This window comes from Ruegeria sp. F5, assembly GCF_056533845.1.
The window spans coordinates 57,160-69,316 of sequence record NZ_JBQFOU010000001.1; the positions used below are offsets into that span (position 1 = coordinate 57,160).

13 protein-coding genes are annotated in these 12,157 nt (G+C 62.0%); 5 read left to right on the top strand and 8 right to left on the bottom strand.

Features of this window, described 5'->3' with window-relative positions; all coding sequences use genetic code 11:
• Positions 1–8 precede the first annotated feature (8 nt).
• Positions 9–779 carry a 3-ketoacyl-ACP reductase gene (locus ACR0K1_RS00255; RefSeq protein WP_480611738.1) on the bottom strand — a complete coding sequence of 257 codons (771 nt, stop codon included), beginning with the start codon at positions 777–779 and terminating at the stop codon, positions 9–11.
• On the bottom strand, positions 776–1,921 hold the full coding sequence (locus ACR0K1_RS00260; protein WP_480611737.1) for an acyl-CoA dehydrogenase family protein: 1,146 nt from the start codon (positions 1,919–1,921) through the stop codon (positions 776–778). Before ACR0K1_RS00260 ends, ACR0K1_RS00255 begins: the two co-directional genes overlap by 4 nt.
• A gap of 158 nt (positions 1,922–2,079) precedes the next feature.
• Between ACR0K1_RS00260 and ACR0K1_RS00265 the strand changes: the two genes are divergently transcribed.
• Genes ACR0K1_RS00265 through ACR0K1_RS00275 form a run of 3 tightly spaced genes read left to right on the top strand, consistent with a single transcriptional unit; the run spans position 2,080 to position 4,011 of the window.
• Positions 2,080–3,096, top strand: coding sequence for an aldo/keto reductase (locus tag ACR0K1_RS00265; RefSeq protein WP_480611736.1), 1,017 nt, complete (start codon positions 2,080–2,082; stop codon positions 3,094–3,096).
• Positions 3,093–3,548, top strand: a complete 456-nt coding sequence (locus tag ACR0K1_RS00270) for a MaoC family dehydratase (RefSeq protein WP_480611735.1) — start codon at positions 3,093–3,095, stop codon at positions 3,546–3,548. The genes ACR0K1_RS00265 and ACR0K1_RS00270 overlap by 4 nt, the downstream gene beginning before the upstream one ends.
• A gap of 37 nt (positions 3,549–3,585) precedes the next feature.
• Positions 3,586–4,011 carry a GlcG/HbpS family heme-binding protein gene (locus ACR0K1_RS00275; protein ID WP_480611734.1) on the top strand — a complete coding sequence of 142 codons (426 nt, stop codon included), beginning with the start codon at positions 3,586–3,588 and terminating at the stop codon, positions 4,009–4,011.
• A 9-nt stretch (positions 4,012–4,020) separates the two neighbouring features.
• Here ACR0K1_RS00275 and ACR0K1_RS00280 read toward each other — a convergent pair whose 3' ends face one another.
• The 4 genes from ACR0K1_RS00280 to ACR0K1_RS00295 form a co-directional block, all read right to left on the bottom strand.
• Entirely contained in the window at positions 4,021–5,241 is a 1,221-nt protein-coding gene (locus ACR0K1_RS00280; RefSeq protein WP_480847988.1) for an NAD(P)/FAD-dependent oxidoreductase, read from the bottom strand.
• A 12-nt stretch (positions 5,242–5,253) separates the two neighbouring features.
• The gene (locus tag ACR0K1_RS00285) at positions 5,254–6,489 is read right to left on the bottom strand and encodes a flavin-containing monooxygenase (protein ID WP_480847990.1); all 1,236 of its coding nucleotides are present in this window, start codon (positions 6,487–6,489) and stop codon (positions 5,254–5,256) included.
• A 61-nt stretch (positions 6,490–6,550) separates the two neighbouring features.
• Complete coding sequence (locus ACR0K1_RS00290) at positions 6,551–6,751, bottom strand: hypothetical protein (RefSeq protein ID WP_480847992.1); 201 nt, start codon at positions 6,749–6,751, stop codon at positions 6,551–6,553.
• Between the two features lie 37 nt (positions 6,752–6,788).
• Positions 6,789–7,349 (bottom strand): OsmC family protein, encoded by a 561-nt coding sequence (locus ACR0K1_RS00295; protein WP_480847994.1) that lies wholly within the window; start codon positions 7,347–7,349, stop codon positions 6,789–6,791.
• Between the two features lie 183 nt (positions 7,350–7,532).
• On the opposite strand from ACR0K1_RS00295, the gene ACR0K1_RS00300 reads away from it, so the two are divergent.
• Entirely contained in the window at positions 7,533–8,714 is a 1,182-nt protein-coding gene (locus tag ACR0K1_RS00300; RefSeq protein WP_480847996.1) for an alpha/beta hydrolase, read from the top strand.
• On the opposite strand, the gene ACR0K1_RS00305 is transcribed toward ACR0K1_RS00300, so the two are convergent.
• Both ACR0K1_RS00305 and ACR0K1_RS00310 read right to left on the bottom strand, forming a co-directional pair.
• Positions 8,711–10,240 carry a winged helix-turn-helix domain-containing protein gene (locus ACR0K1_RS00305; protein WP_480847998.1) on the bottom strand — a complete coding sequence of 510 codons (1,530 nt, stop codon included), beginning with the start codon at positions 10,238–10,240 and terminating at the stop codon, positions 8,711–8,713. The genes ACR0K1_RS00300 and ACR0K1_RS00305 overlap by 4 nt on opposite strands.
• 115 nt (positions 10,241–10,355) lie before the next feature.
• Positions 10,356–11,135: an IclR family transcriptional regulator gene (locus ACR0K1_RS00310; RefSeq protein ID WP_480848000.1), complete on the bottom strand. Its 780-nt coding sequence runs from the start codon at positions 11,133–11,135 to the stop codon at positions 10,356–10,358.
• Between the two features lie 272 nt (positions 11,136–11,407).
• Here ACR0K1_RS00310 and ACR0K1_RS00315 point away from each other — a divergent pair, with 272 nt between their 5' ends.
• Positions 11,408–12,157, top strand: coding sequence for an SDR family oxidoreductase (locus tag ACR0K1_RS00315; RefSeq protein ID WP_480848002.1), 750 nt, complete (start codon positions 11,408–11,410; stop codon positions 12,155–12,157).

A 12,157-nucleotide genomic window follows, 5' to 3' on the forward strand; every position in this document is an offset into this window, starting at 1 on the left:
AATTAACCTTAGAAACGGGGAACAAGCAGTCCGGCATCCGCTGAGATGGCCTGACCGGTCGTGTAGGGAAGTTTGCCACTGGCCAGTGATGCGATGATGCGGCCCATATCCTTGGGTTGGCCGACGCGGGGGAACAGGGTCAGCCCGTCCCTGGCGCGCTGGTCATACATCTCGATCACCGGGGCGGTCATGTCGGTTGCGATCAGGCCGGGCTGCACGTCATAGACGGCGATGTCTTCCTGCCCCAGCCGCACGGCGAAGGTTTTAGAGATCATCGCCGCCGCCGCCTTGGAGGCACAATATTCGGCGCGGGGGGCGGCCACCGCCACCGCGTTCGAGGATGTTACGTTGACGATGCTGTGAAACAGGTCGGGATCGCGGTCGCGGGCAACCAGCCGCTTGGCAAAAGCCTGCGACAGGAAGAACATTGCCTTGGTGTTGACGGCCATGCAGCGGTCATAACTGGCCTCGGTGACCTCCAGCAGATCACCGCGCTGCATCACGCCGACGCCCGCGTTGTTCACCAGCGTTGTCAGCGGGCCAATCTCGGCTTCGATTGCGGCCAGTTGGTCGTCATGGGTTCCGATTTCCGAGACGTCAAAAGCCGCCGCAACCGCAGGCACGCCAAGGGCACGGATGCTGTCCAGCGCACCCTGCAGTTCATCGTCCATCTGCGGGCCGTTTACCGCGATGGCGAAGCCTTCGCGCGCCAATGCAATGGCGGCGGCCAGACCGATCCCACGGGAAGACCCGGTAACAAATGCTGCGTGACGGCTCATGCGGCAGCCCCTTTCGACAGAAGTTCTCGGGCGATGATCATACGCTGAATCTGGTTGGTTCCTTCGTAAATCTGCGTGATTTTTGCGTCGCGATACAGGCGCTCAACCTCGAACCCGCGAATATAGCCCGACCCGCCAAACACCTGCACCGCGTCCGAGGACCGCTGAACAGCCATATCCCCGGCAAAGCACTTGGCCATCGAACAAGCCTTGGTGGCATCTTGGCCGGTGTCGATCTTGTAGGCGGCAGAGTGGACCAGCAGCCGGGCGGCCTCAACATCCTTGGCGATATCGGCCAGCAACCACTGAACGCCCTGAAAATCGGCGATGGGTTTGCTGAATTGCTTGCGCTGCTGGGCATAGTCCGTCGCGGCCTCGAGCCCCGCCTGACCGATGCCGACCGCCAGCGCGGCGATGCCGACGCGGCCCTTGTCCAGAACGCTCATCATCATGTGAAAGCCGCGCCCTTCGGTGCCCAGCAAGGCATCGGCGGGCAGGCGCACATCGTCAAAGGAGAGCGGGCCGACCTGGCTGGCGCGTTGGCCCATCTTGATCTCTTTCGGGCCGCGTGTGACGCCGTCGGCATGCAGATCGACCACAAAAATCGACATGCCGCGATGCCCGGCCTCGGGGTCGGTGCGGGCCAGAACAAAACCCAGATCCGCGACCGGCGCGTTGTGGATCCAGATCTTGCCGCCGTTCAGCACCCATCCGTCGCCGTCCCGAACTGCCGTAGTGCGAATGCCCGAGACATCGGTGCCCGCTTCGGGTTCGGTGATGCAATAGGCCGGGCGAAGTTTGGCCGCCAGCAGATCACCCAGCCATTTGCCCTGCTGTTGCGGCGTTCCGTGGCGCACCAGCAGTGTCGTGACCAGTTCCAGCAACCCACATTGATCCGCGATCGAGGCATAGCCGCGCGACAATTCCTCCATCACCAGAGCGTAGGTGACGGTGTCGAATCCGGGCCCGCCAAGCTCTTCCGGGACGCCGATGCCGAACAGGCCGAGCTCGGCCATTTGGTCATAGATTTCAGCGGGAAAGCGCGAATCCCGGTCCAGCTCTTCCGCGGCGGGGCGGATGACACCTTCGGCAAACTGGCGGGTCATGTCGCGAACCTGGATGTGGGTTTCCGTCAGGAACATCGTAGCGCCTCATAATGTAACCAATCAGTTACTAATACGCTCCGCAAGGCCGGTTCGTCAAGTGGGTTGATCGGTTTCGGCATATGCTATAAATAACCAATCAGTTACTTAATTGAAACGAAAAAATCGGCGGTCCGGTTTGCATTTGGGAGGCTCGCATGAATCCGAACACGAAGAACAAATTTGGCCGGGTGGATCTGAACGTATCCGCCTTTGGCTTCGGCACTGCGCCGATTGGCAACATCTTCCGCGAGATTGACGAAGAAACGTCGAACGCCATGATCCAGCACGCCTGGGACAAGGGGGTCCGGTATTTCGACACTGCCCCGATGTATGGCCACGGTCTGTCCGAGATGCGGACAGGTCACAGCCTGCGCTGGAAGGACCGCGATGACTTTATCCTGTCGTCCAAGGTTGGCCGGATCCTGAAGCCCGGGCGTCGGCAGGACATCAACTTTGAGCCCTGGACCAACGCCGCTCCCTTCACCATGCATTTCGACTACAGCTATGACGGGATCATGCGCTCGTTCGAAGACAGTCTGCAGCGGATGGCGCTGGAGCACATGGATATCTGTTTCATCCACGATATCGACGTGTTCACCCGTGGTGACGAACAGCCCGAGGTGTTCAAGCAGGCGATGGACGGGGCCTGGAAAGCGCTGGAAAGCCTGCGCGATCAGGGCGTTGTCAAAGCCATCGGCGTCGGCGTGAACGAGTGGGAGGTCTGCCACGCCGCGCTGGAACAGCGCGATTTCGATTGTTTCCTGTTGGCTGGCCGGTACACCCTGCTGGAACAGGACGCGCTGGATCAGTTCCTGCCGCTTTGCGAAGAACGCGGCGCGGCGGTGGTTGTCGGCGGCGGCTTCAACTCGGGCATTCTGGCGACGGGGGCCAAGGAAGGGGCCAAGTACAACTACGCCCCGGCCCCTGCCGATATCATGGACAAGGTCCGCAAGATCGAGGCGGTCTGCGCCGAGTACAACGTGCCCCTGCCAGCCGCTGCGCTGCAGTTTGTGGTTGCCCATCCGGCGGTGCCGACCTTCATGGCGGGCACCCGCACGGTCGAGCAGCTGGAGCAGAATCTGAACTGGTTCAGCCATGACATCCCGGCAGAGTTCTGGGCCGACCTGAAAGCCAAGGGTCTGCTGCGCGAAGACGCCCCTGTTCCGGAATGACCGCAACCCCTCTGAGTGCTGGAATCTACGGCTATCACGACCTGCAGGTTGGGGATGTGATGAAAACCGGGTCTGCCGAGATCACGGCAGACCTGATCGCGGGTTTTGCCGACCTGACCGGCGACAAATACGCGTTGCATCTGGATGATCAGGTCGCAAAGCAGCTTGGATACAAGGCGCGTGTGGCGCATGGGCTGCTGATCCTGTCGGTTGTCGATGGGTTGAAATTCCAGTCCAGCGCGCGCCCGGACGGGCTTGCCTCGCTGGGGTGGAACTGGCGGTTCGAGCAGCCGGTTTTGGCCGGGGATACGATCCGGGCCGAACTGCATGTCGTGTCGAAACGCGATACCTCGTCCGGTCGACGCGGGATCATCTCCTTCCGGTTCGATGTCTTCAATCAGGAGGATCAAAGGGTCCAGCAGGGCACGAATGAGCTGATCTTCGACCTGTGACCAACGCGCGGCAACAGTTTGAGAGCAAGAGGACAAGATGCCTGTTTCCTTCACCAGACGCGTCATAACACAGGCCTCGGCCAATAGTGCGGTTCAGACCGCCCTGAGCCACGCCGCCGAAAATGACTGGCAGGTTTCGGCTGTGGTCGTGGACCCCAGCGGTCACATGGTTGCCGCAGGGCGCATGGATGGCACGCCTGCTGCGGTCTCGGGATTTGCGCTGGACAAGGCGCGGACTGCCGTGTTGGGCAAAACCACCCGCGCATTTGCCGAGCGGATGTTGTCAGAGCCTGCGTTGCAGCTTGGCCTGGCAAACCGCCCCGACCTGTGCGCCTGGGACGGCGGGCTGCCCATATTGGAGAACGGCATCCTGATCGGCGCGATTGGCGTATCCGGTGCCGCTGGCCCCGACGACATCACATGCGCCGAGGCCGGGCTGCGGGCCATTGGTCTGGGTTCGTGACACGCCCGATCATGGCCGCGCGCTGCGCGCGTATGAGGGCGCTTCAAAGCCCTGAGCAATTGCCGGAAGAACCGGGGTGGGTGCCTGCTCAGATGTTTCGAGCGACCCGACCAGATGGGCAAATTCGGCCTTCATCTCGGCATTCAGGTGCATGTGCAGGGTTTTGAGCTGCTCCAACGTCCAGTCGAAAGACGCGATTTTTGCCGTGAGGCTGAACAGCTTTGCCGACAACCGGTCGCGCGTGCGCTGGTAATCGGACAGATCATCAAACCCCTGCGTCAAAGCTGTTTCGGCAAGGATATGTGCGTCCCGCAAGGCGTCGGTGATGCCATGGGCGGTCAGCGGGTCCTTGAAGTATCCCGCATCCCCGACCAAAGCCCATCCCGCACTCGCGCATTGCCGCATATGGCCCGCCGCGCCCGGAAACCGTCTGGGTTTTTCGGCAAAGGAGCGTTGGTCCAGTTGGTCCGCCGCATGACCATCCCATCGCCGCAGCTGATCGCGCAACCCCGCACGGATATCCGTGCCGAACCTTGCCTTGAAATCCTCGGGTCGGCAGGCGGCGAACAGGCAATGCTGACCATCGGTCGCGGGGATCAACCCCGCCGCGATATTGTGGTCATGAAACCAGCGGTATCCGGCATTCGGCAGGCCCCGGACATAGGCGTAAGCGCAGGCCGAGCGGGTGTTCGACCGGACCATGTCGCGTGCGCCGACCAGTTTGGCAAGGGTCGAATTCCGCCCGTCCGCGCCGATGACCAGATCGGCGTTGACCTGATAGTTCTTGCCGTCCCGGTCCATCAGGACAACGCCCGTCACCCGGTTGTCGCGGCCACGGACAATATCGCAGCAGATGGTGCCGGTCCGCAGTTCAACCCCGGCCTTTTGCGCGGCATCGCCCAGCGTTTTGTCCAGCAGCCAGCGGCGGGGCGCAAACAGCCCCTCATACCCGATGTCGGGTCTGACCGGGATATCGACGACCTCGTCGCCATAGACAAATTGCGTCGTTCTGACCGCCGGGGTCGAGGGTTTGATCCGGTCCAGAACCCCCCAATGCGCAAGCAGGTGAACCGCCGGGCGCATCAGTGCATGGGTCGACAGCGTGTCACCGATCTCGGCTTCGCGATCCACCATCAGGACACGCGCGCCGCCCCGCGCCAGAGCCATGGCGGTCGAGGCCCCGGCCACGCGGGCGCCGATTACGATTGCATCAAATCTCTGCGGTTGCATGATAGGCTCCTTTCAGGCGGCCAAAGGTTGGTTGAGTTGACGGGTGATCTGACGGGCCAGTGCCTTTGCGTCGCGCGCCGCGCCGTCGATATGCACCGAACGGCTAGTGCGCAGATACGGCAGGCCCATGACATAAAGGCCGGGTTCGACGATGCCGCCGTGATGCTGGATACGGCCCTTGCGGTCGAAGACGGGCATCTGGACAAAGCGATGATCGGGATTGAACCCGGTCGCCCAGATCACGGTGTCGAATTCGGACAGATCGATGCTCAGACGCGGATCGGAGGGCACCGAAATCGGCGCAAAGCGTTGGGGCGGCGCCACCAGATCGTCGAAGCCATGGTTGCTGACCCAGCTATCCACCCGGTCCAGCAGCCGGTTCATTTTCAGGTCGGCGGACGCCGCCGCATTGAATAAACTGCCCGAGAACAGCGCCTTGCCGTCGCGGATATCCATCATCCGCCCAACCAGTTCGACGCCCCGCGCCTGCAGAACATCCAGATTCAGGTCGGCGCGTTCAGGCGTTCCGATCAGCGGCAGCGAGGGCGTGCGGCGCACCCGGTCCAGATCGTCGATCTTGGTGAAGGGCTCATCAAACACGCGGGCCAGATGCATCCATTGCAGAATGTCGGCTCCGCGATAGCTTCGCGGCAAACGCCCGTGGCTGCCAACGGCCAGCGTGACCTTGCGACCGGACCAGGCCAATTCCTGCGCGATCTGCAGGCCAGAGGCCGAGGCCCCCACCACCAGCACACCGCCCGCGCGCAGTTCCAACGGGCTGCGGTAGGAGATCGGGGAAAACTGTTCGATGCGATGGGGCAGGGTCCGCGCAAAGGCCGGAACCTTGGGCCGTGCGCAGGCGCCGGTTGCGATGACCACGGATTGGCAGCGGATCGGACCGCGGGGTGTCTCGGCAAGACACCCGTCGCCCAACCGCGTCAGGGCACTGACAGACGTATTGGGCAGCAGGGGCGGGGCATTGCGCGACACCCATCTGGCGATTTCACCGGCAAAGGTTTTGGCGGTGGCAAACCCATCAGGATCACCGGGACCGTGCCTCTGGCCCGGCAGCGTGTTCATCCAGTTGGGGGTTAGCAGGCGCAGCGATTCCCAGCGGCGGCTGTGCCAGCTTTCACCGGCGCGTCCGGCGTCCAGAGCCAGGTGGTCGATCGAGCGTTTGCTCAGTTCGAAACTCATGGCAAGGCCGCACTGGCCCGCCCCGATGATCAGGGTGGTTGTTGAAAGCATCTTGGGCCTCTGGGTCAAAGGGTTTGAAATGGGGGACCCCGGCATGCGGGGTCCGCAGGATTTACAAGGGAAAACGACCGCCGCGATGGGACAGGGCCGAGGCGGCCTTTCGCACCTCGCGGTACCGGTGCTGGCCGATATCGGTCAGCAACCGGTCACTCAGCACGCTCGCGGGGCTGTGCGCGGTGCGCGGGCGCGAGACTTTGTTGATGAGTGCGGCAAGGCCAGCGGCGATTGCGGAAAAAGCGGCGATCGTAAACATAATGAAATTCCTTTTTGGGATGATGCGCGGGACGCCGTCAGGTGACAGACACCCGCACGTTGCCCGGGTTGGTGATGATGTCGAAAACGGCCGAACGTTTTTGGCTTTGCGCCACGACTGCGGCGATTTCATCCGGCGTGGCGTCGGCATCGATATCGAAGGCTACGCGGATGGCTTTGAAGCCATTGCGTACATCCGGGTCGATCCCGAGGATGCCGTGCAGGCTCATGTCACCTTCGACCTTTGCCATCACCGAGTTCAGCTGGATGCCCCGGTTCTGCGCGACCGAGGCCACGCCCGCACACAGGCAGCTTGCCAGCGCGGACAGGACGATCTCGACCGGGGTCGCGCCCCGATCCTCGGCTGCGAAACAGGCCGGGTGGTCGGCGTCAAAGGTGAATGTCTCAGAATGCTCATGCTCTTCGCCAAGGCCAAAGAACCCTTTGACGGTCGAGCGGCTGTGCACCCCGTTCATCCATTCGCATTCGGCGCGCCATGTGAATTCAGCCGCTGCGGGCATGTCGGTCAGCGCTTCGCGGGCACCCATCAGGGCTTCGACATTCACGCCGTTGTTGGCCTGGGTCATTTGCTGTGTCATGTTCATCTTCTTCTCCAATCAGGTTTGGGCATGATCGCCCTGTACCCACAGGCTTAGCGGCCTCGCAGAGGTGAAGCTTGAGGAGGATCTTGGGGTTTCTTGGGGAATTCTTGGGGAAACCGCTGATATGCGGAAAATGTGCCCTCAGATGACAAATCCGGCCCACGCCGCTAGGCTTCCGGCATGAATTACAGTTTCGGAGAGTTTACCCTTGATACCGCCGGGCTGGAGTTGCGCGCGCGGGGTGCGCCGGTTTCCATCGAGCCCAAGGTTCTGGAAATCCTGATCCATCTGGTCGAAAACCGCGATCGCGTGGTCACACGGGACGAGTTGATCGACACGATCTGGGAAGGGCGGTTTATCTCGGACGCGGCCGTGTCCTCGGCGATTTACGCCGTGCGAAACGCCGTGGGCGACAGCGGCGCGACGCAGAACATGGTCAAGACGATCCACGGTCGCGGCTTCCGCTTTATCGCATCCACCGTGGAAAGCGGCGCCGGACCCGCCGCACAAACTGACGACAAGCCCGAGCAGGACATCTATTTTTGTCACAGCAAGGACGGCACGCGGATCGCCTATTCCATCGCCGGAGAAGGACCGCCGCTGATCAAGACCTCGCACTGGCTGACCCATGTGGAACTGGACTGGAACAGCCCGGTCTGGAGGCATGTCCACCGCCATTTTGCCCAGACCCAAGAGCTTATCCGCTACGATCCACGCGGCAACGGGCTGAGCGAATGGGAGGTCGAGGATTTCTCGCTGGAGCGGCAGGTCGAGGATCTGGAGGCAGTCGCCAATGCCGTTGGCCTTGAGCGATTCCCGATACTTGGGATTTCGCAGGCGGCTGCGGTCAGCGTTGCCTATTGCGTCAAGAACCCGGATCGCGTTTCGAGGATGGCGTTTTATGCAGGCTATGCCTGCGGGCGGCGGCATCACGGCAGCGAAAAGCGTATCAAGGCGACCGAGGCTGCGATTGCCCTGATCGAAAGCGTCTGGGGCGGCGCGGGGGCCGTGCAGCAGATGTTCAGCGGCACGTTCATGCCCAATGCGCCGGCGGAATACCTGAAATGGTTCAGCGAGTTGCAGGCGCAGTCGTCTAACGGGCGCAACGCGGCAAAGCTCATTGCTGCCATCGGAGAGGTGGATGTGCGCGAGATTCTAGGCCAGGTCTCGGTCCCCACGCTGGTTCTGCACGCGCGTGAGGATACCGCCATCAATTTTCGGCAGTGGCAGGCGCTGGCAGCGGGTATTCCGGGGGCCAGATTTGTGCCGCTGGAAACCTCTAACCACATTCTGCCCGAGACGGACCCGGCCTGGCATCGGTGCAGCCGGCTGATCACCGAGTTTCTTCTGGAGGACAGCTAGGGCGTGCTTTGCGCGCGAATGGCTTCAACCAGCGAGGACAGGTGGATCTGAATCTCTTTGCCGACGACCGCCCGGATTTCTGTGTCGGACAGATCGGGTCTGATCCTGAAAGCCGAAGTCAGCGCCGATTGCGCCATCTTAAGGTCTTTGCAAACCACACCGATAGCGGCCAGAACGACGCGCGGGATGTGGTTGCGGTGGTCCGCATCGCAGGCCTTGGTGGCCTCGGCCCGGGCTTTTTCCACGTCACCGCTCAGCAGGGCTGCCGTTGCAAGTGCAGCGCCCCAGACGGCGCGGCGCGGGTCCATCGGGCTGACGCGGATGCCGTCTTCGAGTTCGCGCACCGCTTCGGGGAAGTTGCCGGCCAGCAGATGCGCGGCCCCAAGCGCCGTTCGTGCCTGCGCATTGTCCGGGTTCAATTCCAGCGCCGTGCGCAGGATCGGCAGGGCCCGGTCGCGGTCTCCGATATCGGCCAGTGCGCAGCCGGTCATGCCCAGAATGGTCGAGTCCATCCCGTCAATATCCATCGCGGTGTCCACCAAAGCGTTCACGCGGTCAAACAACGCTTGACGCTCTTCCAGAATGCCGACGCGGTGCCCGATGCCCAGAACCAGCGCCAGATAGGCATGGGCCAGCGCCAGATCGGGCTGCAACGAGATGGCGCGTTCCAGCAACTGCCGGGCATTCCCGAACGACGCGCGGTTCCATCCTTTCAGGGACAGAACACCGATGGCTTCCAGTGTCAGCGCCGGGGCAGACCCTTCGGCGGTTGCGGTGCTGAGGTCCTTCATCATCGCCCGCACCAGTTGGGGTTCCAGCACCGGCAGCGCGGCGTTCAGCAGCCCCTCGCTGATGTCTTCGTCGCGCGCCTGCTCGATCCGCCGCGCCCAGTGGTGATGGCCGCTGGCCACATCGATCAGCTGGAAATTCGCCCGAACCCCGGCAGGGGTTTCCTGCAGACTGCCCTCCAACATGTACCAGACGCCAAACCGGTCACGGACCGTGGCAAGGTCGATCGCGCTGTCCTTCATCGCAAAGCTGGCGGCGCGGGAAATGATCGACAGGAACGGCACGCGGGTTAGCACGGTCGTCAGCATCTCGACCAGCCCGTCTGCAACCCCCTGCAGGTCCGGAGAATCGCCAAACACCTGCATCGGCAGAATGACCAGCGAGGGTAGGTCCGAGACCCTGGCAGACACGGAGTGCGAAACGGTGAGAGTGTGGTCTTCGACCCGGCCAACAAACCGGAACCCGCGCCCGTGTACCGTTTTGATCAGGGCCTGGGATTTCCCGTCATCCCCAACGGCCCGGCGCGCGCTTTTCAGACAGGTGGACACGGCGGCATCCGACACGGCACGCCCGTCCCAGAGTTTTTCGATGATCTCGTCCCGGTCGATGACGCGATCCCGGCTTTCAATCAACAAACACACCAATTCCAGCGCACGCGGCTCCACATGCACGGGTTGCCCGAACTGGCGAAGCTCGAACTGGTCAACATCAAGCTCAAAGTCGTCGAAACGATACATGCGTATCTCCGTCGCGTTGTTCCCGACCGTTTCACATTGTGTCAGTCCGGCGCGGGACCGTGGCTTCGCGAAAGGCTAGTCAATCCGCAGGGGTTACTCAAGACAGCCCCGCCGATCAGCTCTGCCTGCCCGCGTAGAAATCCGTCAGATAGTCCGCCAGCGCCTTGTACATCTCGTGCACCTCTTCGATGCCCGGAACCTCAAACTGGTCGATCCGTTCCAGGAAGGGGCAGTTCACGACACTGATCGCGCGGCCTTCGTGGTCCAGCACAGGGTAGGCGAGGTTCGTGACCCCGACAGCGGTGGCTGACGGCATCCGCTCGTACCCCCATTCGCGAATACGCGCGACGTGTTCTTTGAGTTCGACGGGGTCCAGTTCCGGCTCGCCCTGTGCCAGCCGGTGCTTGTCCAGCAACTCGTCCAAGTCCGCGTCACTGCGGAACGCCGCCAGAACGCGGCCGGTTCCCGTGTTGCCCAGCCCGATCACCGTACCAACCCGCAAAGCAAGCCCCCAGTTTCCGGGCGACGCGACTGATGCGACGACCACAATGTCGCCGTTGCTTTCCATGCCCATATGGCAGGATTGCCAGGCCTTTCGGGTGACGGCCCGAATCTTTGACGTCGAAAGCTCGAGCAATCGTTCCAGGGGTGGGTGGCGTTGCGAGACCGCGAACATCTTCAGTGTCAGCGAATACAGATCATCCTCGGACGAGCGCATGACATAGCCGCGCCGCACCAGCGTGGTCAGCATGCGGTAAATCTCGCTTTGGGACCGATCCAGCGCGCGTGCGATATCGCCCTGCGCCAGACCGTCGGCGTGAAGCGACAGCAGCTCGATAATGTCCAAACCTTTTTCCAGCGCCGGGGCGCGGTATTTCTCGGTGGTTTCGGTCAATCTGCCCTCCCAAACCGTGTGATGGCGGTTTTCGAAATCGTGGGGCAAGATGCAGGGCAAAGTCAATGTTGATTTAAAAGTAAATAAGTGTTTTACATACAAATCGATGAGGCGGAAAAGCGGTTGATCGGCTGTCGGCAGCAGAGCACTCTGATTTCGAAGGTGAAACTGACGGTTGGACGCAGGAGTTGCCTCGATCTCAGCGAAAACCCGCAGACCAGGTGAACACGGGGCAATGATGACAGAGGCATTCCACTCGGATTGAGGACGACATGACACAGCAAACGGGCCGTCTGGCCGGAAAGAAAGCGCTTGTAACCGCTGCGGGGCAGGGGATTGGCCGCGCCGGCGTCGAAAAATACGTGGCCGAGGGTGCTCGGGTCGTGGCCTGCGATATCAACGACGCAACGCTGGCGGAACTGGACGAAATTGACGGTGTCACTGCCGAGAAGTTGGACGTCACCGACGCGGATGCGGTGGCCCGGGTCGTTGAAGATGCAGGCACGCTGGACGTGTTGTTCAACTGTGCAGGTTTCGTCGGCGCGGGCTCGATCCTTGAATGCGACGAGGATCAGTGGGATTTCAGCTTCGACCTGAACGTCAAGGCAATGTACCGGCTGGCCAAGCTGGTGCTGCCCGGCATGTTGGAAAACGGCGGCGGATCGATCATCAACATGTCCTCGGTCGCCTCGTCGATCAAAGGTGTGCCGAACCGGTTTTCGTATTGCGCCTCGAAGGCGGCGGTGATCGGGCTAACCAAATCCATCGCTGCGGATTTCATAACGCAGGGTATCCGCTGCAACGCCATCTGCCCGGGTACCGTCGACAGCCCCAGCCTGCACGACCGCCTGCGCGCCACCGGTGACTATGAACAGGCCATGAAGGACTTCATCGCACGCCAGCCCATGGGCCGCATCGGCCACGCTGACGAGATCGCCGCGCTGGCCGTCTATCTGGCCAGCGACGAGACCGCATTCACCACCGGACAGTCTTTCGCCATCGATGGCGGCTGGACCGTTTGA